This window comes from Mycobacterium sp. HUMS_12744610 (assembly GCF_041206865.1).
GTDB lineage: Bacteria > Actinomycetota > Actinomycetes > Mycobacteriales > Mycobacteriaceae > Mycobacterium > Mycobacterium servetii.
Genome location: NZ_JBGEDP010000001.1, coordinates 254,810 through 276,649 on the forward strand (window position 1 = coordinate 254,810; position 21,840 = coordinate 276,649).

Sequence of the window (21,840 nt, forward strand, 5' to 3'; positions counted from 1 at the left end):
TCAGCAGGCGACCAGCGGAGACGCGCCCGTCTGATGCAATTTCTGATAGTTCACATAGCGCATGGTCGAACTCACCGTCCAATGACCCAAAAGCTGTTGGATCGCCACCAGATCAACGCCACGCTCGTAGTTGTGTGTCGCGCAAGCGCGACGCAGCGCGTGTGGGCTGAACCGCTCCGCGACCGGTCGGCCCTCCAGCTCCATCAGATACCGCAGCCGGTTGCGGATCGTGCCACGATTCAGCGGACCACCGGACTCGTCGGCAAACAACACCGGCGACTCCGGAAACTTCGGCCGCACATCGGCCAAAAACCACCGCAACAACGCGTCCAACCCGTCCAGCATCGGCACCCACCGCGGCCTAGGACCGGACATGTGGGCGGCCTTGCCGAATCGCACGTGCAACTTGCCGAACGGTCCACGCCCGAAATGCACGTCCACTATCTCCAGCAGTGCAGACTCTTCCGATCGCAGCCCAGCGTGATACAGGGTCCGAAACAACGCGTAGTCCCGCGCGGCCGGACCGTACTTGCGGGCGGTGGCGATCCTCGACTTCAAGAACTCGAAGAACTCGCTCACCCGGTCGGGGGTCGGCGGCGCCCCGACCGCCGGCGACTCGTCACCTACGTGCCGTGAAGCGTTGAACTCATCAACCGGGCACACCAAGCGCACACCGAACCCGGCCTCGATCTCGGCAGCCTTACGGGCCTGCAGGAACCGGTGAAACCCCTTGAAGATCTGCACGTACTCGCGCCGCGTCGACGCCGAACGGCCCGCCACCGCCAGCTCGCCAACCACGCGATCGATGTCCTCGCTGGTGACCTCCCACGCCGGACGCCCCAGTGCGGCCAACGTCCGCTCCAACAACCCGATGTCATTGTCGATCGTCACCGGGCTAAACCCGCGCGCCCGCCACGACGCCACGAACGCATCGACGCATTCCCGTTGAAAGACAACAGGATCCCTAACAACGGGCTCGACCGGGACGGCGCCACCGGGAATCAGCCGGAGACCCTCCACCACCCGCACACCTTCTTCCCACCTAACTCGTTAAGGCAGCACCTAACATATCGCGATAATGCCTTGAAGATCGATGCGACACGCAGAGCAGTCGAAAGTCCAGCTAGCAGGGGAAATCGGTCATAACGAACATGTGCCAGCTCCAGTTGAGTGGGGAACCGTCGTGGCCGACCCTCGCCTGGTCGCCGCGATCGTGGACCGAATCACCTTCAACGCCCACATCCTCGAAACCGGCACCCAGTCCTACCGGCTACGCACCAGCACGACCCGGCCAACCAAGAAAACCACCTGAGCGGCGAAAGGAAAACGACCATGCCAACCATCACCCTCAACAGCGCCGACGCCTCCGAACTCGCCGATCTGCTGGACTGTCTACGCGACTGGATCGACCTTGAACAAGACCAACTCGACTCGCTGCTGGCCAAGCACGGCTACGACCTCACCGGCCTGCGCGTCACCCTCGACCGGCTGATCTCGCTGCTGGCCCGCAACAACGACGAACCGGCGTACTGATGCCAGACACAATCACCGACCATCTCAGCGCCGGTCAACTGGCCGACCGGGCCGCGAACGCGATCCACGAGCTCAACCGCCGCACCCACCCGACCAGCAAGGACCTCGTCTATCCCGCCGATGCCGCCGAAATCATCGCCACCCTGGCAGCCATGACCGGCATGCTCGGCCAGCTGCTCACCCAGCTCACCCGCTGGCTTGCACACCAGCACCGAGACGGCCGGCTGACCCTGGACTCACTTTCACCGCAGCCCGACCTCGCCTCGGCGATGCGGGCACTGACCAGCAGCCTTCAACACGCCATCGAGCAAGCCCAGCACACCGCCACCGAACTCGACACCGCCCACCAACACGCAGCACACCTCGCTGCCGCTCAACCAGCTACCAAACGATCAAAGCCCCAACACCAAGGCCCGGGGCCAAAATTCATGCAGATTGGTGGGGCCAAAACGCTTGACGAAACTCAGGCAGCACCGGCACATACGACCATCGCGCCCGCGGGGGATGCAGCAAGAAGTGCTCGACATAGTCGAGCACATCCGTACTGGTACCCGCTGACGCGGCCCTGCGCCGAAGAAATTTTCGGCCGGTGCGAGTTCGAAACACCCCGAGCCTTATGACAACGTTCGACACCAGAACAGAAACCAGCCCAGAGGCCAGCAAGCGATACCGGCCAAGCCGCGACTCGGTGGGCATCTCCGTGGGGTTGAGCAACACCAAACCCGCAACCTTGTCAGGATGTCGCACAGCGAACATCTCCGGGTGGCGTCCGGATTCCGGTGTAAATCGGTGGGCGGAGATTCCGGCTTCGGTGGGTGATGTTACGCGGTGGCGCTGACGGTTTGGGTGGTGCTGTCGGCGGCGTTGGGGATGGGGTGGGGTCGCAGTTGCTGGGGTGGTTGCAGCAGGCTGCGGCGTAGGTCTTGGAGTCCGCGCAGCCCGGCCGGTGTCATGGTCAGTCCGCGCCAGCCGCGAGATGCCCGGTCGAGCACGGCCCAGGCGATGCTGATGCAGCTGGTCTCGCCGGGGAAACGTCCGATAACCTTTGCTCGGCGCCGTGTTTCGCCGAAGGTGCGCTCGATGAAATTCGAGTGCCGGATACGGTGATGATGCTCAGCCGGGAACCGCAGATAGGCGGTCAAGCCCTCACGATCGGTCAACAATATCTTCATCGCCGCCGGGTAGGTGGCGCCGTAGCGGGCAGCGAACGCGTCCAGCCGGGCATCGATGAGTTCGACCAGCCGCGGTCCGGGCTCGATGTCGGCCTCGGCGGTGGTATCGAAGAGGGCCCAGTAGCCGTCGCGGATCTCTGGCTGCATCCCGGTGGGGATCTTGGCCAAAACATTGCGCAGTCGATGAATCAGGCAGCGTTGCCGCAACGCCGCCGGGAAGATCTGCTCGATCGCGGCGATCAGACCGCGGGCGCCATCGGAGACGACCAGCAGCGGACACGAAAGCCCCCGCTCGGTCAGGTCGGTCAAGAAACCGGCCCAGGCATCAGTGGATTCCCCCGAGCCCGGCGCCAAGCCGACGAAGACGGGCTTGCCGTCGGTGCTCACCCCCCAGGCGGCCAGGACCGGCTCGGCCGGCGAGCCGGGATGCATCCGGAAAAACGACGCATCCAAAAACAGGTAGTCCAACACGATCTCGTCGAGGCGGCGCTTGGCCCAGGTGTCGTACTCGGTCTTGATCGCCTGGCAGACCTGCGAAACCGTCGATTTGGAGATCGCGGCCTGATCACCCAGCGCATCAGCCAGGGTGGCCTCGACATCGCGTACCGATAGCCCCCGCACGAACGAGGCGATCACCAGTGATTCCAGCGCGTTGGTCTTGGTGACGTGCTTGCCGAACAGCCGCGAGGCGAATGCGGTGGTCGTGCCGCGCAGCTTGGGTCGCTCCAAGGTGACCGGGCCGGCGGTGGTCTTGACCGACACCGGCCGATAGCCATTGCGCGACCCAGGCTGGGCATCCGGCGTCGCGCCGGCGCGTTGATAGCGGTCCCGGCCCAGGAATTCGGTCACCTCGGCCTCCAGCGCGGCCTGCATCAGCAACTGCGCACCGAGGCGGGCCACCTCCTCGAGGATCTCAGGCAACTCACGATCCGAGGCGAACAGCTCGTCGATCTTGGCACGGACACGATCGGTCGGGGATACTCGTGCAGGCACGGGCGTAGGTCCTTTCTTCGATGACTTGGTAGGTCTCGAAGCAGAACCTACGCCGGGCGTGTCATTCCATCTGTGTAAGTCCGGGGTGGTCCATCATCGGACCGCCGTTGGGCGGACAGAAGGAGTGTTTTGTGACCAAGACCATGCAGATGCCGGCTGAGGAGACGACCGCGGCGCGGCGGCTGGCCGAGATGTTCACCGAAGAGACGCTGGACTCGTTGATTAAGGATGCGGTGAAGACCGGGACCCCGATCGACGGCGCGGACGGTTTGCTGAACCAGCTGACTAAGGCCGTGCTGGAGCGGGCGCTGAATGCGGAGCTAACCCACCATCTGGGTTATGAGGCCGGCGATCCGGCCGGACGCGGATCGGGAAATTCGCGCAACGGCACCACGCCGAAAACGGTGACCACCGTCAACGGCCCGGTGCAGATCGATGCGCCGCGTGATCGCAACGGCTCGTTTGAGCCGGCGATTGTGCCGAAGAAGACCCGCCGGCTCAACAACATCAATTCGGTGGTGTTGTCGCTGTATTCACGGGGAATGACCACCCGCGATATCGAAGCCCACCTGCAGGAGGTCTATGGGGCGTCGGTGTCGCGGGAGTTGATCTCCAATATCACCGAGGTGGTGGTCGATGAGATCAAGGCCTGGCAGGCCCGCCCGCTCGATGAGGTCTACCCGATCCTCTACATCGATGGGCTGCGGCTGCGGATCGGCGACAACGGGGTCATCACCACCAAGGTCGCCTATTTGGCCATTGGCGTGGATCTGGAGGGCCGCAAACACGCCTTGGGCTGCTGGATCCAGGACTCCGAGGGGGCGAAGTTCTGGCAGAAGGTCGTCATCGACCTGCGCAACCGCGGGGTGCGCGACATCCTCATCGCCTGCTGCGACGGGCTGACCGGTCTGCCTGATGCGATCCGCTCGATCTATCCCGATACCGTGGTGCAGACCTGCGTCGTGCACGTCATTAGGAATGCGATGCGCTTCGTGTCTTATAAGGACCGCAAGAAGGTCGCCACCGCGATGCGGGCGATCTACAGTGCGCCGACCGTCGATGGAGCCGAACTCGCACTCAAGGAGTTCGACCAGCAATTCGGCGCCCAATATCCGGGTGCAATTGACGTGTGGCACAACGCCTGGGGGGAATTCGTTCCGTTCCTGGACTATCCGGTGGAGTTGCGCAAGATCGTCTACACCACCAATGCGATCGAGTCGATCAACTTCCAGTTGCGCAAGATCACCAAGAACCGTGGTCATTTCACGGACAAGGACGCCGCGATGAAGTTGCTGTACCTCGGGCTGCGCAACATCTCCAGCGAGAGAGGAGGCTATTCGGGTACTGGAACGCACAACTGGACTGTGGCGCTCAACACACTCGCCAGACTATTCCCTGGGCGAATCCCATTGTGCTAGAATACAACTCGTAGTCAAATCACCTCTGACTTACACAGAAATCGTGACAGGCTCCCTACGCCCGGCCTCTTTTACACCGGCTTTAGGACGCGACCCATCTCCGCGACCAAACCCCCAAGCGTCCAACCGACAACGACCACCGGTGTGACACACCCCGTAATTTGGATCATCGCGGCCAGATCATCCGCCATCGCGGCAACGTCACGATGTGCTGGGCCATCAGAGCACCCACTGCCGGCGCGGTCATATGTCAGCACGGTCGCAAACGAAGCCAGGCGTTCTTCTAAGTCGCCGTAGGCGCCCGTGGTGCCTTCACCGGCACCACCCGCACCTCCGGCCTCAAGCACGACCGTTGGGCCACTGCCCCGCACGCGGACACACACCGCCCGGTCACCGATATCAATCAACTGCCGATACGGCCCATCCACACGTTGATTTTAGCCAGGACCGATGCACGGGCGGGAAGTCTCGCTTTTAGAGATTCGAGGTCGATCAGATCCCGTCTCGCGGGATGCCTCGGGATTCTCCACCGCCGTGCTGATAATGATTTGATGCGTGCACGCTCTCGGCGTTGGTCAGTGTGGTGAGCCGGGTCGTCCGAGACGGCCGGAGCTGGCTGGTCGGCACGGCTGCGGATGTCGCGTGGATATACGCGGCCACTTCGAGCGGCGTCAGAATCACTTCGGCGATCCCACCCATGTTTGATGACTACGGCACCGTCGTACTGCCCGACACTCAAGGGGAACACCAGCGGCACGATCGGGCTGTGGTCGCGTTGCTCCGTAGGCAGTCACCGGAGCAACCGTGGTGGATTGGTTACCTTGACACCGGCTGCGCCGACGTCGTGTTTCCCGACGCGCCGAGGGTGACCTTGTATGCGAACTGGCCTTATGTGTTGGTACAGGCCGGACCAGAGCAGGCCGCCGACTGGCGGTCTGGTGACGACTGGTCGTCGAGGTCGACTCGCCTACCGGACCTGATGTTCCCGGTAGATCGGTCCTGGCTTGTCTCCACGCTGTGGGACGACGATTGGACCTGCGTCGGTGGACCGGTTGCGCTCTTGGAGGGTTTCTTGAACGACCCCGATCTGCGGGCCCGCGCGCGGCGTGTGGGCCTCGATGAGGACGCCACCCCACCCGGCCGCAAGGCGATCTGACCTACGTGTCGGATCTAGACAATCGGGACGTCGCAGTTCCTGCTTTGCGCGCTCGGGTCTGGCGGTATTGACATAAAAAGTCAGAAATGGCGGTCGACGTCCATCCGTTGGTGCAGGATGCGCACGACGTCGATGACGTTTCCGGCGGTCACCCGGTAGAACAGCGTGTGTGAACCGGCAGCGAGCTTGCGATAGCCGGGGCGGATCTCGTCGCAGGCTCGGCCGATCCGCGGGTTTGCCGCGATGCGGTTGATGGCGTGTTGAAGTTCGCGCAAGTAGTCCTCGGCCTGGTCAACACCCCAACGGTCGTAGGTGTAGTCCCAGATTTGTTCCAGATCTGCTTGCGCGGCAGGGGAGAGAAGGTATCGGCCGCTCACTGCCCATGCGGTACCTGAGCCCGCTTGCGATCGATGAAGGCGTCGAAGTCGAACGGTGTCGAGCTGCCGCTGCGTTCGCCGGCCTCGAGAGCATCGCGCAGCGCCCCCAGCTGGGTTTCGCGGTCTTCAAGCAGCCGCAATGCGGAGCGGACGACCTCACTGGCCGACCGATAGCGCCCCGCGGCGATCTCGCCGTCGATGAAGGCGCTGTAATGCTCATCGAGACTGAAGGACGTATTCTTACCCACGAACTGACTGTACCAACTATTGGTACAGTCCTAACCACATGGCCGGACCCTGGGCCGTGATGCTCTTCATCAACCACTCCTGCGAACCCAACGTCGGCTTCGCCGGCAACATCGTGCTCGTCGCCATGCGCGAAGTGACCGCCGGTGAGCAACTGACCACGGACTATGCGCTGTTCGACGACTACGACTGACAAATGATCTGCCACTGCAACATAGCCTCCTGCCGGCGCGTGATCGGCGGACACGACTAGCGGCGAAGCGACCTACAGCGCAGGTACCACCGGTACTTCTCGTGGTACCTCCAACGCAAAATCACCGAAATGCACGCCAGCGGCACAGAGCGTAGTTCTGTCGACGAGTTCCACCCGAACACCCCTGGATCAAGGCTACGAGCGGCGCCAGATACGAGACCCGGACCGGTTCCCTGAGCCCCCGGTGTCACAACTCGCTCTCAGGCGGGGAACGCCACTTGATGCTGCCAAGCAACTTAAGGAAACTCTAAGCACATCCGGCTGATGGCGCGGCTCCGCTCATCGGCAAACATGAACGAAAGGGCAGCATCATGGCCGACGACCTGTCGGAAGCAACACGGATCGACCGGCGCGCCGACGAGGATGCCATCCGCGAGCTTCTTGATCGCCAGATCATGGGCTGGGACACAGGGGATCCCCATGCATACGCCAGCGTCTTCACCCCCGACGCGGACTACGTCACTTTCCTGGGCAGCCACTACAAAGGCCGCGAAGCGATCGCAACGTCTTACGCCCCGCTGTTCAAGAAGCTCTTACGCGGATCACGCCTGAATACAGAAATCACCCAACTGCGGTTTCTGACGCCCGACGTGGCGCTGATCCAGGCAAATGCCGCTGTGACGAAGGGGGCGCGGCGGCGGAATCGCCGCTACACCCGGGTCAACACCAGCATCGCTGTGCGGACAGACGACGGTTGGCTGTTGACCGCCTCGCAGAACACCACACATCGCCGGTTCGCCGAAAAACTGATGGACAAACTGGTTTCACGACAATCCCACAAATGAGACAGGATGCGATCACTCCGGTTCCTCTAGAACCAGACACGCCGTTGAGGCCCGCTTGTAGATGCACGATGATGGCTCCAACAGACGTCGCCGGGCAGGCTGTCCCCCTGCTGCGCATGTGGTGCTACCGCAGAGGTGGCGGCGTAATAATCGTCGGGCGCGGACGGCCGATCGCTCCTGAACAGGGCGGGCGACGATCTCGGTGTTGAGGAAGTGCGGTGCACGGATGAGCGAGCGAGCGGAGTTGCGGGTCAGGCTCGCGACGGAGGACGACCTCGTCGGTGTCTGCGAGATCGTGAACTACTTCATCGAGAAAACGGCCTTCAATTTCCGGGCCGAGCCACAGACTGTGGACGAGTGGCGCTACGACTGGAAACGGCTGCACTCGCGGTTTCCCTGGCTGGTGGCTAATACCGACGACCGGGTTGTCGGAGTAGCGTATGCAGCACCGTGGAAAGATCGGACCGCCTATGAGTGGGCCGTCGAGACCACCGTCTATGTCGACGACTCAGAGCGCCGCCGCGGCGCGGGCGACGCCCTGTACACCGAGCTGCTCGGCCGTCTGCGCCGCCAAGGGTTTCGCAGCGTCGTCGCGGTGATCGCCCTGCCCAACGACCCGAGCGTGCGACTGCACGAGCGCCACGGATTCATTCAGGTCGGCCAGCTGCCCGATGTGGGCTTCAAGCAGGGTGGCTGGCACGACGTCGGCTTCTGGCAGTGCACGCTGCGCAGCGGTCGCGACGAGATACCGCCGCCGCGGCCCGTCGAGGAGAAAACAAGCGAAACAGCAGATGCCCAGGAGCGTACGGGGCAATGGCTAAGGGGCGAGCTCGTTGCTGATGTGGCTGCTGAGGCAATGGCAGCGGCTGGCGCGTATCTGAAACGGGTGGACTCCGGCCCGGTGTGGCGGCCGATCGACCCGCGCGACCGGGACTGGCTTGTCAACCAACCGTTACCGGAGGAAGCTCGCTCCCTGCCGGATCTCATCGCCGACATCAACGCCCATGTCCTGCCCTATCCGATGGGCAACGGCCACCGACGCTTCTTCGGATGGATCAACTCCCCGCCATCCGCAGCAGGGATAGCCGTTGCACCGTTGGCGGCTGCGTTGAACCCAAGCTGCGCGGGCGGGGAGCACGCCGGCGCACTGTTGGAGCGAACCGTCCTGCGCTGGCTTGCAGAGCTGGTCGGCTACCCCACCAGCACGTGTGGTGGAATCCTGACCAGCGGCGCATCGATGGCGTCCATCATCGCCCTTGCCACTGCCCGCAACCGCGTCGCCCGACGACGCGGCGCAAACATGCGGGAGGATGGGCTATGGGATCAGCCGCCGATGGTCATCTACGCCTCATACGAGGCGCACAGCTGCATCACCAAAGCGGTCGAGCTGATCGGCATCGGTCGGCGATCACTGCGCCGCATCCCGGTCGATGACGCATTCGCGATGGACACCGCGGCTCTCGTGTCGGCGATCACGGAAGACATCCGCGCAGGACTGGTGCCCTGTGCTGTGGTAGCCACAGCAGGTACGGTCAACACCGGCGCCATCGATGACCTGGCAACCATCGCCCAGCTCGCCAACGAGTACAGCATGTGGATGCACGTCGACGGAGCCTACGGCGCGCTGGCCGCCGCCAACCTCGCTCTGCGGGCCCAGTTCACGGGAATGGAACGCGCAGACTCCATCGCCATCGATGCCCACAAGTGGCTTGGCGTACCGATCGACAGCGGCTCACTTCTCGTTCAGGACGCCGATGCATTGCGCGAAACCTTCAGCCTTGTCCCGGACTACCTGCGGGACGAGACTGCAGACGACGTCGGGTGGTGGTCGGAATACGGCATCGAACAGACCCGCCCCTTCCGCGCGCTGCGCACCTGGGCCACCATCGCGCACCTGGGCAGGCGCGGAATCATCGACGTGGTGCGCCGCACAAGCGAGACGGCCGCAAGCTTCGCCGCCCTGCTTCGGCAAGCACCGGAATTCGAACTGCTCGCGCCAACCACCCTCTCGGTGGTCGCCTTCAGATTCAGCGGCACGGCAGAAAACGACATCGACCGGATCAACCACGATATACCCGCATTGCTGCAGCGCCGCGGAAACGTGTTCCTCACCGGCACTACACTGCGCGGACGTCCGGCGCTGCGCGTCTGCCTATTGAATCCGCTTGTGACCGAAGATGATCTGAGATTGCTCATCGAGGAGATCCGGACGGTCGGAGCTCATCGCAGCGAGCAGCAGTGACCCACTGTATACGCTCGGAGTGACTGTCCGGTCCAGGGAGGTTGGCGCCGTCGCTGAGCAGCAGTGCTACTCGCATAGATAGTGTTCTGGTGTGCGTGAAGCGTTCGGAGAAAAGTTCGACGTTCCCGCGGGCTACCTGAACACTGCCGCCATCGGGCTGCCATTTGCCCGCGTAGCCGACACACTGGTCGGCACGATCGCGCAGTGGCGGGCCGGAGCCCTGCAGCTGGCCGATTTCGATGCCGACGTGGTCGCTGCGCGCAATGCGTGGGCGCGGCTGGTTGGAGTCGCCCCATCCGACGTGGCCACGGGGGCCAGCGTGTCGCAGCTGATCGGGCTCGTCGCCGCCAGCGTGCCGGACGGCACCAAGGTACTGGCGGTACACAATGAGTTCACCAGCGTGACCTTTCCGTTTGCCGCACAACGACATCGCGGTATCACGGTGGTGGAAGCGAAACCCGCCGAGTTGTTGTCCCAGCTGCCCGGACACGATCTGGTGGCGGTTAGTGCGGTGCAGTCCGCAGACGGTGCCGGGCTCGACCTGGATGAGTTGCGCACCGCGGCCGAGGCGGCGGGAGCTCGGGTGCTTATCGACGTCAGCCAGGCCGCCGGCTGGCAACCGCTGCAGTTGCACTGGGCAGAATTTGTAGTCGGTGCGGCTTATAAGTGGCTCTTGGCGCCGCGCGGCGCCGCGTGGATGGCGGTGCGCCGCGATGCGCTCGCCGATGTAGTTCCGCAGGTCGCGAACTGGTTCGGGGCAGAGGATATCTGGTCTGGGCTCTATGGCCTGCCGCTTCGCCTGGCCCGCGACGCCCGTCGACTCGACCTGTCGCCAGTTGCGTCCAGGGGCGTGGTGTATGAGCCGGTAAGTCCGGTGGGCGTGTCGTAGCCCGGTAGAGGGCGGTCATCGCGTGATCCTTCGAAACGACCAGCAAAAGTCAATCGAAGGAGACAACGCGATGACCTCGTCCCACTTTATCGACCCCGAGCAGCTATTGGCTGATCAACTCGCGAAGGCAAGCCCGGATGTGCTGCGCGGTCTGTTGTCGGCGTTCATTGCCGCCTTGATGAGTGCCGAAGCCGATGCCTTGTGCGGGGCCGGCTACCGCGAACGCAGCGACGAGCGGTCCAATCACCGCAACGGCTACCGGCCCCGTGATTTCGACACCCGTGCGGGCACCATCGAGGTGGCCATCCCCAAGTTGCGTCAGGGCAGCTATTTCCCGGATTGGCTGCTCGAGCGGCGCAAGCGCGCCGAGCGTGCCCTGACTAGTGTGGTGGCGACCTGCTATCTGCTGGGGGTGTCCACCCGGCGCATGGAGCGCCTCGTCGAAACCTTAGGCGTGACAAGGCTTTCCAAGTCGCAGGTGTCGATCATGGCCAAAGAGCTCGATGAGGCCGTTGAGGCGTTTCGCACCCGCCCGCTCGATGCCGGCCCGTATACGTTCCTGGCCGCTGATGCCCTGGTGCTCAAGGTGCGCGAGGCGGGCCGCGTCGTCGGCGTGCACACCTTGATCGCCACCGGCGTCAACGCCGAGGGTTACCGGGAGATCCTGGGCATCGAGGTGACCTCCGCCGAGGATGGGGCGGGCTGGCTGGCGTTCTTCCGTGACCTGGTCGCCCGCGGTCTGTCCGGGGTCGCGCTGGTCACCAGCGATGCCCATCCCGGCCTGGTGGCCGCGATCGGCGCCACACTGCCCGGAGCGGCCTGGCAGCGGTGTCGAACGCACTACTCGGCCAATCTGATGTCGGTTACCCCGAAAGCGTCGTGGCCGTGGGTGCGCACCATGCTGCACTCCATCTACGACCAGCCCGACGCTGAATCGGTTGTCGCCCAATACGATCGAGTGCTCGACGCATTGTACGACAAGCTCCCCAACGTCGCCGAGCACCTCGACGGCGCCCGCCCGGATCTGTTGGCGTTCACCGCCTTTCCCAAACAGATCTGGCGCCAGATCTGGTCCAACAATCCCCAGGAACGGCTCAACCGAGAGATCCGGCGTCGGACCGACGTGGTGGGCATCTTCCCCGACCGGGCATCGATCATCCGCCTCGTCGGGGCCGTACTGGCCGAACAACACGACGAATGGATCGAAGGACGGCGCTACCTCGGCCTGGACGTCCTCACCCGTGCCCGCGCAGCCACGACCAGCACCGACCAACCAAGCCCACAGCAAACCGACGACACCCCCGCCCTAACCACCTAGACTGCCCCACGAAGGGTCACGCGATCGGAACGAACTCCTACACCACGCCAGTGGGCATGACCCTGTCGCCTGCGTGGTTCTCGCAACGCGGTGCCGCGGTCTCGCTGCCGTGGCTGGCCGGGCTTGATCTGACCGCCGTGCGCGAGCACTGCGTGGGGCTCGCCGATACGACGCTGGCCGGCTTAGGCCTTTGTTCACGCGATTCGGCGATCATCTCACTCGATGTGCCCGCCCAAGCTGCATGGCGGCTGGTCCAGGCCGGAGTCGTGGTCAGCGCGCGGGCTGGCCGTACCCGATTCTCATTTCACCTCTACAACACCATGGACGACGTTGAGCTGGTGCTGAGTGCACTACGGTAAACCGGCAACGAGAAGCAGTGTGCGGTCGGTCGCGTGAGACAAGATTTGACCGACCCCGAATCTCTAGTGACTGCACTGTTGTCTGCGGGGGCCAACCGCCAACTCACTAAACCGGCAAACCAACCAAGTGCGACCGTCCGGGAGTAGTTCTGAGTTGTCACGCCATTGTCACAACTCGCGTGACACATCTGCGTCACGACGAGATACCGTGAGACGGTTTGCGCAGGTGAGAAGTATTTGTCTAGACACCGCGAGATACCCTGGTACATGCTGAAAGCAGGCCGTTTCTGACTACGGATCAGAAGGTTAGGGGTTCGAATCCCTTCGGGCGCGCCATATCTGCAGGTAGCGGGCCTTCGACCAACCGTGGGGGCGGTCGAAGCTTCCTCAATCGGTGGGGGCCGACCACGCCACTGCAGACGGTCGCCTCCACTTGCAATCAACTACCGTCGCGGGTCAGCGGCGGGAGGCCATTCCTGCGAAGGATTTCGCCGAACTCGTCCATGCTGACTTGCCGCCGCTCGTTGAGCGTTGGCGCAAGTGGGTCAGGGGGTCCCCCTTCGACATTTGCGCACTCGACGATAGGACATATCTCTGTGCTGAGCAGCTCGACCCAGCCCTCGTCACGATCCGGGTGATGCCTCGGGTGGCAGACAACCGGCAGCGCAGGCACCAGGTCATGCAAAACGTGGGCTTCGCCAGGCTTGAAGGCTGTCCAGCTGCTGACGTCCACCCACCGGTCCTGCGTAAGTGCTGTTTCTCGCGCATGGATCAATTCCCATGCCAGTGGAGGGAAGTAGACGGAAGCAATAGCGCTGATGCCCAACGGCGCCCCCAAGGCGCTGCGGCGCAAATGCGGCCCGCGTACGTGTAGGCCGGACATCGGTCCCGCGACACGGGCAGACACACCTCGCGCCAGCGCCAAGTAGAGGCGAATCTCTGGCGGCGTCTGTAGCGGACTTCCACTCATGAGCTGAGACGGGAAATCGGGCCAATGCTGGTGGATGATCGGCCCGGTGGCGCACATACCCAACAGGATCGAGCGGATCAGGGTGCCGGAAAAGTTGATGCGTAGTGCTGTGACCTTGGCTGTTATCGCCGCGTGACCGGCGTGGCGTATGTGGCGGGTGTGACTAACGGGTTTGGATGCAGGTTGCGAATCCATCCATCCGAACCCGAGGTCACACCCGCGTGCCATCTTCTCCTACGCCGCCTGCCGATGCGAATCCGACGCGCCACGAACGACTGCTGAGTGTCCTCAACACGGTGCCCGACCCACGTGACCGACGCGGGGTGCGTTACTCGTTGGTCGGGGTGCTCGCACTGGCGGTCACAGCTACCTTGGCCGGGTGCCGCTCGTTCGCGGCGATCGGTCAGTGGGCCGCAGAGACCGCAATTGACAATCTGGCCTCGTTCGGACTCACCAGCGGTAGCGTTCCGGACGAATCGACGTTGAGAAAGTTGTTCGCCCGCATCGATGCCGACGCCCTCGACCGGGCGTTGGGCACATGGATGTGGACGCGAACCTTCACCGTCGAGCAACGCCGGGTGATCGCGTTGGACGGCAAGACCCTGCGAGGTGCGCGCACCCGCCCCGACGGTAAGGCGCCGCAGCTGGTCGCCGCGTTCGACCATGGTGCCGGTGCGGTGCTCGGGCAGGTGGCCATCGACGCAAAGAGCAACGAAATACCTGCTGTGCGAACACTGTTGGGACAGTTCGATCTGGAAGGGGCGGTGGTGACCCTTGATGCGATGCACACCCAGACCGACACTGCCACCGCGATCACCGGGGCGGGTGGGGGAGCCTGTCACGATTTCTGTGTAAGTCAGAGGTGATTTGACTACGAGTTGTATTCTAGCACAATGGGATTCGCCCAGGGAATAGTCTGGCGAGTGTGTTGAGCGCCACAGTCCAGTTGTGCGTTCCAGTACCCGAATAGCCTCCTCTCTCGCTGGAGATGTTGCGCAGCCCGAGGTACAGCAACTTCATCGCGGCGTCCTTGTCCGTGAAATGACCACGGTTCTTGGTGATCTTGCGCAACTGGAAGTTGATCGACTCGATCGCATTGGTGGTGTAGACGATCTTGCGCAACTCCACCGGATAGTCCAGGAACGGAACGAATTCCCCCCAGGCGTTGTGCCACACGTCAATTGCACCCGGATATTGGGCGCCGAATTGCTGGTCGAACTCCTTGAGTGCGAGTTCGGCTCCATCGACGGTCGGCGCACTGTAGATCGCCCGCATCGCGGTGGCGACCTTCTTGCGGTCCTTATAAGACACGAAGCGCATCGCATTCCTAATGACGTGCACGACGCAGGTCTGCACCACGGTATCGGGATAGATCGAGCGGATCGCATCAGGCAGACCGGTCAGCCCGTCGCAGCAGGCGATGAGGATGTCGCGCACCCCGCGGTTGCGCAGGTCGATGACGACCTTCTGCCAGAACTTCGCCCCCTCGGAGTCCTGGATCCAGCAGCCCAAGGCGTGTTTGCGGCCCTCCAGATCCACGCCAATGGCCAAATAGGCGACCTTGGTGGTGATGACCCCGTTGTCGCCGATCCGCAGCCGCAGCCCATCGATGTAGAGGATCGGGTAGACCTCATCGAGCGGGCGGGCCTGCCAGGCCTTGATCTCATCGACCACCACCTCGGTGATATTGGAGATCAACTCCCGCGACACCGACGCCCCATAGACCTCCTGCAGGTGGGCTTCGATATCGCGGGTGGTCATTCCCCGTGAATACAGCGACAACACCACCGAATTGATGTTGTTGAGCCGGCGGGTCTTCTTCGGCACAATCGCCGGCTCAAACGAGCCGTTGCGATCACGCGGCGCATCGATCTGCACCGGGCCGTTGACGGTGGTCACCGTTTTCGGCGTGGTGCCGTTGCGCGAATTTCCCGATCCGCGTCCGGCCGGATCGCCGGCCTCATAGCCCAGATGGTGGGTTAGCTCCGCATTCAGCGCCCGCTCCAGCACGGCCTTAGTCAGCTGGTTCAGCAAACCGTCCGCGCCGTCGATCGGGGTCCCGGTCTTCACCGCATCCTTAATCAACGAGTCCAGCGTCTCTTCGGTGAACATCTCGGCCAGCCGCCGCGCCGCGGTCGTCTCCTCAGCCGGCATCTGCATGGTCTTGGTCACAAAACACTCCTTCTGTCCGCCCAACGGCGGTCCGATGATGGACCACCCCGGACTTACACAGATGGAATGACACGCCCGGGTGGGGACTACGTGTTCACGGTCAAGGCGAACATGCCCACCCTGCACCAGACGCTCAAGAAGCTGCCGTGGAAGGACATGCCCGCGCACACCGCCACGACTGTTGAGCGTGGCCGGCGGGTCACCCGAACGATCAAGGTCGCCGACGCTCCCGACTGGATCGACTTTCCCGACGCAGCCCAAGTCGCCCAACTGCGCCGCACCGTCACCGACAAAGCAACCAAAACCGTCGAGGTCGTCTACCTGATCACCTCAGCAAACCACACGGCGGCGCCGCCGCAGCGACTCGCCGCCTGGGTACAGGGCCACTGGAGCATAGAAAATCGCCTTCACTGGGTCCGAGACGTCACTTTCGCCGAGGACGGATCACAGGTACGTACCGGTCAAGCGCCACGCGTGATGGCCACCTGCCGCAACCTCGCCATCGGAATACTCCGCATCACCGGATGGGACAACATCGCCGCCGGCCTCCGCCACCACGCCAGACACCCAGATCACGCCCTCAAATTGATCCTGACCTCATGAGACGTGACTTTTCCGGGACCCTGTCGAGCGGATGACCGCGCCGGGGTCGAACGTAATGGATGGAGTCGAGATCAGCGGCAAGACCTCTATTTGCCAGGGCTTCACCCAAAATGGGCGTAATGCCTCGGCGAAGTGGCCGTAGGCCCCGTCGTATTTGCCAGCATCGCTGTTGCAGTCCTTGCACAGGCCGTACAGGTAAATTCCGCCAAGGTCTTGGCGACCCGAACCGACCACGTGTTTGTTCGCAATCAGGCGGTACCGCTTGACTAACATCTCGTTGCCTGCGCAACGCGGCGGGACGTGTGCCTGCGACATCCGCTTCGTGACCCCACAGATTCCGCAGGGACGTTTGTCGCCGCGCTGGTGGATCAGGCCCAGAACCTGAACGGGCTTATCGCTCCGTTTCGACTTCGACGACATCCACGGCCTCAACCACGGTCATACGGAAGACGATACGTCGATGCTCGTAGCTCGCTACGACTTTTGGCTGTCGGCCGGGCCAGTCGGCTACCTCAACATCCGGCGCGGAATGCCCGCCCAAGTCGACCGTCGCGACCATCCATGGCCCCTGACCGTCACGGCCAGGTACTCGCTGTCCTGCCTGACCGCGCCCACGCGATACGCAGTCGCCATTCTCCCCGGGCCGTTCTAAATGGGCTTCAGCTCGTCGTGCCCAAAGCAGTAAGTGCCCGAAAGAGGCCCAAATTTCACGTGCACGTCGCCGTTGTCGAGAATTCCCTTAACCATGCCAACCTTCCCGTCAAAATCATCGCCGGATAAAACCACGCGCACCCGACGACCCACTTGTAGGTCGCTTGCGCTTGAACTCCCTATCGGTATCGGGGCTTTTCCCAGGCTTTCAGGCACGTCGTTCGAGGCCGGTCGCGGTCTTGGCTGAGTAGGTACGGGCGATTTGGTAATAGGTTCGGAACTGGCTACCGGGGCGGGAGCGAAGCGGTACCCACAGTGCTTGCATACCCTGGCGTCGGCGAGCACCGTCTCGGCGCAATCGGGGCACTTCTTCGTTTTTGCCTCCACATTCTGTGAAGTCCACGAGTCCACCAACTCGTCATCGGCAGCTTCTAGAGCTTGCGTCGCGATTCGCAAAAGCATTAGCGAGCCAACGGATGCCGCGGCGACGCCCGCCCCCGCAACATAGATGGCGATGCCGAAGTCCGCGAGCGTCCCCGGCTGAGTAGTGATGGGGTTTCCATCGGGACCGATTGGATAAAGAGTCCGCAAGTCCTTATTAGTGACATAGCCGACGACCAACATCGCAGCCACGACGCACAGCACGATAGGTAACCATCGAACCGACCACCTGCCCCGGCTAAGCCGATAGCCGCTAACCTGGATTTTTCATCGAATGTGGAGCTCAGGGGTGTCGTTAACGTGAAAGGTGCACTGCCGCAAGGATAATCGGAGTATTCGAGGCTCGGTTATCCAGGATGGGAGTGCACCTGTCAGATGCAGGCTACTACGGATTGGTCGAAGAATGTCCGAGTTGAGGTCCGTGGCGACGACGTGGTCGGGCACGCCGGTAACGTGATACCCCGGTTGCTGGCCGACAATCTGGGTTTGACCAGCGGTTTGTCGTCGGTGCTGTCGCGCCCAGAAGTCACCCACGACCGAGGCGCGGTGTTGCGCGATGTGGCGGTATCGATCGCCGGCGGCGCGCAGAACCTGGCCGGCACCGCGGTGCTGCGCGATCAGCACCGGTTGTTTCAGGCGGTGGCGTCGGTTCCGACGATGTGGCGGTCCCTGGGCGAGATCGACGAGCAGAGCATCACCGAGGTCACGGCCGTGCGCAACAAGGTCCGCTCTCGGGTGTGGGAGGCGATCGAGGCCCGCCACGGTGCGATCCCGGCTTCGCAGACCTGCTATGGGGACCTCGGGGACACGATCGTGATCCGCATCGACGCGTCGCTGATTCAGTCGCACAGCGATAAGCAGCACGCCGCAGGCAATTTCAAAGGCGGGTTTGGCTTCCACCCGCTGTTGGCGTGGTGTGACAACACCGGCGAACTGCTGGCGGTGATCGCCCGTGCAGGCAACGCCGGCTCGAACACCGCGGCCGATCATATCGCGATCATCGACGCCGCGATCGCGGCGATCCCGGCCAAGTGGCGCCGCAAGTTGCTGGTCACCATCGACGGCGCGGGTTCAAGCCACGCCGTCGTCGAACACCTGGAGAAACTCAATGCCCGGCCGGGGATGTCAGTGGGCTACTCGGTCGGATTCGACCTCGATGAGCGGGTCCGGGTCGCGATCGGCCAGATGCCCGATGCGGGATGGCAAGCCGCACTGGATGCCACCGGAGCGGCCCGTGACGACGCCCAGGTCGCCGAGTTGACCGGGCTGCTGCGCCACAGCACCGGAGGGGATCGGCTGGTCGGCTGGCCGGCCGGCATGCGCATCCTGGTGCGGCGCGAAGAAATCGAACACGGCACCCAGTTGTCATTGTTCGAGCAGCTGGCCGGCTACCGCTACCAGGTCCTCGCCACCTCGACTGCCGGTGGACAACCCCAGCGACTGGAAGCCCGCCACCGCGTCCACGCCCGGGTGGAGGGCTTCATCCGCACCGGCAAAGACACCGGCCTGGCCCGCTGGCCCTCACACTCGTTCGCCATCAACACCGCTTGGGTCACCGCCGTCGCGATCGCCATCGACCTGCTGTGCTGGATGCGACTGCTACTCCTGGACGGCCCACTGGCCAAAGCCGAACCCGCCACCCTGCGCTACCGGCTGCTGCACGCCGCGGCCCGGCTGATCAAACGATCCCGCTACCTGATCCTGCGGATCCCCCAAACCTGGCCCTGGGCACAAGAATTCGCCGACGCCCTCAACAGGGTCCGCGCCATACCCTGACCCACAGGCCCCTATGCCCTCTCGACCCCAAGAAAGGAGTAACCACCCCCGGGATAAAGGACCCGGCGTCACCGCACGACACGCGGCGCCGCCGCCTACCCCCAGCCTCAAAACCTCGACAAAGCTGCCGCCCCGCAGACCGCCACAGCAGAACCCGGGCCACCGTGAAATTCTGAGGCTAACGGCGATGCCCAAGGCGAGCGCGACGAGCGTCCAGCCGTCGTGCTGGATAAGAGTGTTGTCGGCAACCCTGCTAAATGTGACTATGGGTTCGACCAGCGGCAAGAACGTCGAGATATCAATCGCGACGGCACCGACGATAACTAGGCCCAGACCGAGAGGATTGTCAGACGCTGCTCTGTTCATTGCGCCCCCGCTATTCGGTAGTTCGGAGTGGTTTCGCTCCTACCGGGAGTGTGGACTGAGCGCGTGGCAGACGTGTCTACAACCTGAGGCATGTACAGGAGATTCGCAGGCGGCTTTTCTCGTGTTACGGGTTCCGAGCGCCCCTGGCCTCAGGCAACGTCGGCCTGCCCGCCGCGGATGGCGGCCGAGTGGACATGCGCAACCCCCAGGCGCCCCATGGACACCATTGGCAGCAAACGCTGGCGCCCTTCACCAGTCTCCACTTTACTGATACAAACCCGATAGATGCGCCCGGATTCAACCGGTTTAGCACGGACGCTGTGCCTACAGAAACTATTGTGCTGCAATACATTAACGGACGCACGCGGACGGTCTACTGGCGGTTGGATACGCCAGAAGGTTAGGGGTTCGAATCCCTTCGGGCGCGCTCAGGTCAGACCTTTTTGGCCGCCGTGTCGGGGCGATACCCATACGTTTGACGACACGATTCCTGTCGATCGTCGATGAGGCTGACCACCTGATTCCCGAGCAACTGCCTGTAGCTCGGGCCGTACGCTTTGGCCGTGTAACGCTACGCGGTACGCTTTGATTTGTGATCCAGGCGTTCGCCGACAAGGACACAGAGAAGCTGTTCAACGGACGCCGAGTAAAGAAGTACAGCCCGGAACTCAGCGATCGAGCGCTCCAAAAGCTTCTGATGCTCAACGCGGCCAACCAGATCAGTGATCTCAGAATGCCGCCCGGTAACCGTCTCGAAGCCTTGGGTAGTGACCGCAAAGGCCAGTACAGCGTCCCCATCAACGGCCAATACCGCATCTGCTTCGTGTGGACCGCCGCCGGCCCGCGCGACGTTCAAATCGTCGACTACCACTAGGGAAAGGACATCACTATGAGGGATATTGCGCCGGTTCACCCCGGCCGGATTCTCGCCGACCAGTACCTCGCTGACCTCGGTCTTTCACAGCGCAAGCTCGCTGATCTGATCGATGTACCGCCGCGGCGCATCAATCAGATCGTGCACGGTCAGCGTGCCATCACGCCCGACACGTCGTTGCGGCTCGGGAAGCTGTTCGGCCAGTCGGACACTTACTGGCTGAACCTCCAGAAGCACTACGACATCGAAGTCGCACGTGAAACAGCCGACTTGAGCCGCGTTCAAGTTCTGGCGTCGTAGCCACAACCAACGTGGGGGACGCGCAACCCTGTTTGCGGTCGGCGGGTCCACGTCAGTTAGTTACCTTCGAACACCGCCAGCACCCCGTCGCCGAGGCGGGCGGCGGACGACATTTCTGACGACAGTCAGGCATCCCTGCACTGCTGGCTACACGGTTCGAATCCCTTCGGGCGCGCCATAGATGCAGGTGGCAGGCACCACGAACCCCGCGTCGTTCACATCGAGGTGTGGCTCTCACCGCCGGGTCGCGAGGTAGATGGTCGCGGACGACTTGCCTCTGGTGAGGGGGTTGTCGAACCAGATATGCCTGGCCTCGACGTCGGTGAAGACGGCCTCGAGGATGGAGCTGAAGCTGTCGTCCGGTGCATCGTCGGACCACATGGCGAACGTGCCGCCGGGGGCCAGAAAAGCCGACATGGCGTGCAGGCCGTCGTAGGTGTAGAAGTCTGCGTGCGGATGGTGTAGCACGTGGCGGGGCGAGTGATCGATGTCGAGCAGGATCGCGTCATAGGTTCGGCCGGGCTGGGCAGGATCGAAGCCCACCGAGTCCGTCGTCGCCGCGAAGAAGTCCGCGCACACCAGCGCCACACGGTTGTCAGCGGCTAGGCCGGCTGTGTCAGGTAGCAGGTCGCGTTCATGCCAGCTGATGACGGCATTGGAGTATTCGACCACAGTGAGTGTCCGAATCCGGTTGCATTCCAGTGCTTCTCGCGCGGTGTAGCCAAGGCCGAGTCCACCGATTACCACGTCGAGGCCCGCTCCTGGCGTCCGTGCCAATCCCAGCCTTGCGAGTTCCCTTTCGGCGACGGTGAACAGGCTCGACATCAAGTACTCGTCATCGAGCTTGACCTCATAGACATCGGCGCGCACCGTCAGATCGAATCGGCGCCGCAGGCCTGGATTTTTCATCGAATGTGGAGCTCAGGGGTGTCGTTAACGTGAAAGG

General features: G+C 63.0%; 26 protein-coding genes and 1 tRNA gene. 17 read left to right on the forward strand and 10 right to left on the reverse strand.

All coding sequences use genetic code 11. The features are described 5' to 3' along the window. Complete coding sequence (locus tag AB8998_RS01175) at window positions 1-1,029, reverse strand: tyrosine-type recombinase/integrase (protein WP_369736422.1); 1,029 nt, start codon at window positions 1,027-1,029, stop codon at window positions 1-3. A gap of 64 nt (window positions 1,030-1,093) precedes the next feature. Between AB8998_RS01175 and AB8998_RS01180 the strand changes: the two genes are divergently transcribed. Genes AB8998_RS01180 through AB8998_RS01190 form a run of 3 tightly spaced genes read left to right on the forward strand, consistent with a single transcriptional unit; the run spans window position 1,094 to window position 2,153 of the window. Further along, a complete protein-coding gene (locus tag AB8998_RS01180) occupies window positions 1,094-1,312 on the forward strand; it encodes an ATP-binding protein (RefSeq protein ID WP_369736423.1) in 219 nt (72 codons plus the stop codon). 20 nt (window positions 1,313-1,332) lie between these two features. Next, the gene (locus tag AB8998_RS01185; RefSeq protein ID WP_369736424.1) at window positions 1,333-1,533 is read left to right on the forward strand and encodes a hypothetical protein; all 201 of its coding nucleotides are present in this window, start codon (window positions 1,333-1,335) and stop codon (window positions 1,531-1,533) included. Further along, complete coding sequence (locus AB8998_RS01190; RefSeq protein ID WP_369736425.1) at window positions 1,533-2,153, forward strand: hypothetical protein; 621 nt, start codon at window positions 1,533-1,535, stop codon at window positions 2,151-2,153. Before AB8998_RS01185 ends, AB8998_RS01190 begins: the two co-directional genes overlap by 1 nt. Window positions 2,154-2,354: 201 nt before the next feature. Here the strand turns inward: AB8998_RS01190 and AB8998_RS01195 are convergent, their stop codons facing one another. Then, window positions 2,355-3,698 carry an IS256 family transposase gene (locus tag AB8998_RS01195; protein ID WP_369736426.1) on the reverse strand — a complete coding sequence of 448 codons (1,344 nt, stop codon included), beginning with the start codon at window positions 3,696-3,698 and terminating at the stop codon, window positions 2,355-2,357. A 182-nt stretch (window positions 3,699-3,880) separates the two neighbouring features. Between AB8998_RS01195 and AB8998_RS01200 the strand changes: the two genes are divergently transcribed. Then, complete coding sequence (locus tag AB8998_RS01200; RefSeq protein ID WP_369741377.1) at window positions 3,881-5,116, forward strand: IS256 family transposase; 1,236 nt, start codon at window positions 3,881-3,883, stop codon at window positions 5,114-5,116. Window positions 5,117-5,187: 71 nt separating this feature from the next. Here the strand turns inward: AB8998_RS01200 and AB8998_RS01205 are convergent, their stop codons facing one another. Further along, entirely contained in the window at window positions 5,188-5,544 is a 357-nt protein-coding gene (locus AB8998_RS01205) for an alpha/beta fold hydrolase (RefSeq protein WP_369736428.1), read from the reverse strand. Between the two features lie 143 nt (window positions 5,545-5,687). Between AB8998_RS01205 and AB8998_RS01210 the strand changes: the two genes are divergently transcribed. Further along, window positions 5,688-6,272, forward strand: coding sequence for a hypothetical protein (locus AB8998_RS01210; RefSeq protein WP_369736429.1), 585 nt, complete (start codon window positions 5,688-5,690; stop codon window positions 6,270-6,272). A gap of 80 nt (window positions 6,273-6,352) precedes the next feature. Here AB8998_RS01210 and AB8998_RS01215 read toward each other — a convergent pair whose 3' ends face one another. Continuing rightward, window positions 6,353-6,649 carry a type II toxin-antitoxin system RelE/ParE family toxin gene (locus AB8998_RS01215; RefSeq protein WP_369736430.1) on the reverse strand — a complete coding sequence of 99 codons (297 nt, stop codon included), beginning with the start codon at window positions 6,647-6,649 and terminating at the stop codon, window positions 6,353-6,355. Continuing rightward, the gene (locus AB8998_RS01220; protein WP_369736431.1) at window positions 6,646-6,897 is read right to left on the reverse strand and encodes a type II toxin-antitoxin system ParD family antitoxin; all 252 of its coding nucleotides are present in this window, start codon (window positions 6,895-6,897) and stop codon (window positions 6,646-6,648) included. Before AB8998_RS01220 ends, AB8998_RS01215 begins: the two co-directional genes overlap by 4 nt. Window positions 6,898-6,935: 38 nt before the next feature. On the opposite strand from AB8998_RS01220, the gene AB8998_RS01225 reads away from it, so the two are divergent. From AB8998_RS01225 to AB8998_RS01255, 7 genes are all read left to right on the forward strand, one after another. Continuing rightward, window positions 6,936-7,088 (forward strand): SET domain-containing protein-lysine N-methyltransferase, encoded by a 153-nt coding sequence (locus AB8998_RS01225; protein ID WP_369736432.1) that lies wholly within the window; start codon window positions 6,936-6,938, stop codon window positions 7,086-7,088. A 371-nt stretch (window positions 7,089-7,459) separates the two neighbouring features. After that, window positions 7,460-7,933, forward strand: a complete 474-nt coding sequence (locus AB8998_RS01230) for an SgcJ/EcaC family oxidoreductase (protein WP_369736433.1) — start codon at window positions 7,460-7,462, stop codon at window positions 7,931-7,933. Window positions 7,934-8,159: 226 nt separating this feature from the next. Continuing rightward, complete coding sequence (locus tag AB8998_RS01235; protein WP_369736434.1) at window positions 8,160-10,175, forward strand: GNAT family N-acetyltransferase; 2,016 nt, start codon at window positions 8,160-8,162, stop codon at window positions 10,173-10,175. Between the two features lie 91 nt (window positions 10,176-10,266). Then, on the forward strand, window positions 10,267-11,064 hold the full coding sequence (locus AB8998_RS01240; protein ID WP_369736435.1) for an aminotransferase class V-fold PLP-dependent enzyme: 798 nt from the start codon (window positions 10,267-10,269) through the stop codon (window positions 11,062-11,064). Window positions 11,065-11,134: 70 nt separating this feature from the next. Next, a complete protein-coding gene (locus AB8998_RS01245) occupies window positions 11,135-12,382 on the forward strand; it encodes an IS256 family transposase (RefSeq protein WP_369736437.1) in 1,248 nt (415 codons plus the stop codon). Window positions 12,383-12,432: 50 nt separating this feature from the next. Then, window positions 12,433-12,741 (forward strand): aminotransferase class V-fold PLP-dependent enzyme, encoded by a 309-nt coding sequence (locus tag AB8998_RS01250; RefSeq protein ID WP_369736438.1) that lies wholly within the window; start codon window positions 12,433-12,435, stop codon window positions 12,739-12,741. Between the two features lie 250 nt (window positions 12,742-12,991). After that, a tRNA-Arg gene (locus AB8998_RS01255) sits at window positions 12,992-13,077 on the forward strand. A gap of 103 nt (window positions 13,078-13,180) precedes the next feature. Here the strand turns inward: AB8998_RS01255 and AB8998_RS01260 are convergent. Beyond that, the gene (locus AB8998_RS01260) at window positions 13,181-13,906 is read right to left on the reverse strand and encodes a hypothetical protein (protein WP_369736439.1); all 726 of its coding nucleotides are present in this window, start codon (window positions 13,904-13,906) and stop codon (window positions 13,181-13,183) included. Between AB8998_RS01260 and AB8998_RS01265 the strand changes: the two genes are divergently transcribed. Next, window positions 13,888-14,577 carry an ISAs1 family transposase gene (locus AB8998_RS01265; RefSeq protein WP_369736440.1) on the forward strand — a complete coding sequence of 230 codons (690 nt, stop codon included), beginning with the start codon at window positions 13,888-13,890 and terminating at the stop codon, window positions 14,575-14,577. The two genes, AB8998_RS01260 and AB8998_RS01265, sit on opposite strands and share 19 nt — an antisense overlap. Window positions 14,578-14,596: 19 nt before the next feature. Here the strand turns inward: AB8998_RS01265 and AB8998_RS01270 are convergent, their stop codons facing one another. Next, window positions 14,597-15,832, reverse strand: coding sequence for an IS256 family transposase (locus tag AB8998_RS01270; protein ID WP_369741377.1), 1,236 nt, complete (start codon window positions 15,830-15,832; stop codon window positions 14,597-14,599). A gap of 117 nt (window positions 15,833-15,949) precedes the next feature. Between AB8998_RS01270 and AB8998_RS01275 the strand changes: the two genes are divergently transcribed. Next, window positions 15,950-16,486: an ISAs1 family transposase gene (locus AB8998_RS01275; protein ID WP_369736441.1), complete on the forward strand. Its 537-nt coding sequence runs from the start codon at window positions 15,950-15,952 to the stop codon at window positions 16,484-16,486. Here AB8998_RS01275 and AB8998_RS01280 read toward each other — a convergent pair. Both AB8998_RS01280 and AB8998_RS01285 read right to left on the reverse strand, forming a co-directional pair. Continuing rightward, complete coding sequence (locus tag AB8998_RS01280) at window positions 16,481-16,906, reverse strand: hypothetical protein (RefSeq protein WP_369736443.1); 426 nt, start codon at window positions 16,904-16,906, stop codon at window positions 16,481-16,483. The two genes, AB8998_RS01275 and AB8998_RS01280, sit on opposite strands and share 6 nt — an antisense overlap. Window positions 16,907-17,134: 228 nt before the next feature. Continuing rightward, the gene (locus AB8998_RS01285) at window positions 17,135-17,761 is read right to left on the reverse strand and encodes a zinc ribbon domain-containing protein (RefSeq protein WP_369741378.1); all 627 of its coding nucleotides are present in this window, start codon (window positions 17,759-17,761) and stop codon (window positions 17,135-17,137) included. 192 nt (window positions 17,762-17,953) lie between these two features. Between AB8998_RS01285 and AB8998_RS01290 the strand changes: the two genes are divergently transcribed. The 3 genes from AB8998_RS01290 to AB8998_RS01300 all read left to right on the forward strand — a co-directional run bounded on the left by AB8998_RS01290 (window position 17,954) and on the right by AB8998_RS01300 (window position 20,894). Beyond that, window positions 17,954-19,354 (forward strand): IS1380 family transposase, encoded by a 1,401-nt coding sequence (locus AB8998_RS01290; protein ID WP_369736302.1) that lies wholly within the window; start codon window positions 17,954-17,956, stop codon window positions 19,352-19,354. A 958-nt stretch (window positions 19,355-20,312) separates the two neighbouring features. Then, a complete protein-coding gene (locus tag AB8998_RS01295) occupies window positions 20,313-20,594 on the forward strand; it encodes a type II toxin-antitoxin system RelE/ParE family toxin (RefSeq protein ID WP_369736444.1) in 282 nt (93 codons plus the stop codon). A 15-nt stretch (window positions 20,595-20,609) separates the two neighbouring features. Beyond that, complete coding sequence (locus AB8998_RS01300) at window positions 20,610-20,894, forward strand: HigA family addiction module antitoxin (protein WP_369736446.1); 285 nt, start codon at window positions 20,610-20,612, stop codon at window positions 20,892-20,894. A 234-nt stretch (window positions 20,895-21,128) separates the two neighbouring features. On the opposite strand, the gene AB8998_RS01305 is transcribed toward AB8998_RS01300, so the two are convergent. Then, entirely contained in the window at window positions 21,129-21,764 is a 636-nt protein-coding gene (locus AB8998_RS01305; protein ID WP_369736448.1) for a polyamine aminopropyltransferase, read from the reverse strand. Window positions 21,765-21,840 lie beyond the last annotated feature (76 nt).

Bases quoted from the DNA above. Each gene is read 5' to 3' on its own strand.
- AB8998_RS01225 (WP_369736432.1), top strand. From the start codon at position 6,936: ATGGCCGGACCCTGGGCCGTGATGCTCTTCATCAACCACTCCTGCGAA.
- AB8998_RS01260 (WP_369736439.1), bottom strand. From the start codon at position 13,906: ATGGATTCGCAACCTGCATCCAAACCCGTTAGTCACACCCGCCACATA.
- AB8998_RS01265 (WP_369736440.1), top strand. From the start codon at position 13,888: ATGCAGGTTGCGAATCCATCCATCCGAACCCGAGGTCACACCCGCGTG.
- AB8998_RS01290 (WP_369736302.1), top strand. From the start codon at position 17,954: ATGCAGGCTACTACGGATTGGTCGAAGAATGTCCGAGTTGAGGTCCGT.
- AB8998_RS01230 (WP_369736433.1), top strand. From the start codon at position 7,460: ATGGCCGACGACCTGTCGGAAGCAACACGGATCGACCGGCGCGCCGAC.
- AB8998_RS01300 (WP_369736446.1), top strand. From the start codon at position 20,610: ATGAGGGATATTGCGCCGGTTCACCCCGGCCGGATTCTCGCCGACCAG.
- AB8998_RS01235 (WP_369736434.1), top strand. From the start codon at position 8,160: ATGAGCGAGCGAGCGGAGTTGCGGGTCAGGCTCGCGACGGAGGACGAC.
- AB8998_RS01285 (WP_369741378.1), bottom strand. From the start codon at position 17,761: ATGTTGGTCGTCGGCTATGTCACTAATAAGGACTTGCGGACTCTTTAT.
- AB8998_RS01180 (WP_369736423.1), top strand. From the start codon at position 1,094: ATGCGACACGCAGAGCAGTCGAAAGTCCAGCTAGCAGGGGAAATCGGT.
- AB8998_RS01190 (WP_369736425.1), top strand. From the start codon at position 1,533: ATGCCAGACACAATCACCGACCATCTCAGCGCCGGTCAACTGGCCGAC.
- AB8998_RS01185 (WP_369736424.1), top strand. From the start codon at position 1,333: ATGCCAACCATCACCCTCAACAGCGCCGACGCCTCCGAACTCGCCGAT.
- AB8998_RS01245 (WP_369736437.1), top strand. From the start codon at position 11,135: ATGACCTCGTCCCACTTTATCGACCCCGAGCAGCTATTGGCTGATCAA.
- AB8998_RS01280 (WP_369736443.1), bottom strand. From the start codon at position 16,906: ATGTCGTCGAAGTCGAAACGGAGCGATAAGCCCGTTCAGGTTCTGGGC.
- AB8998_RS01275 (WP_369736441.1), top strand. From the start codon at position 15,950: ATGACACGCCCGGGTGGGGACTACGTGTTCACGGTCAAGGCGAACATG.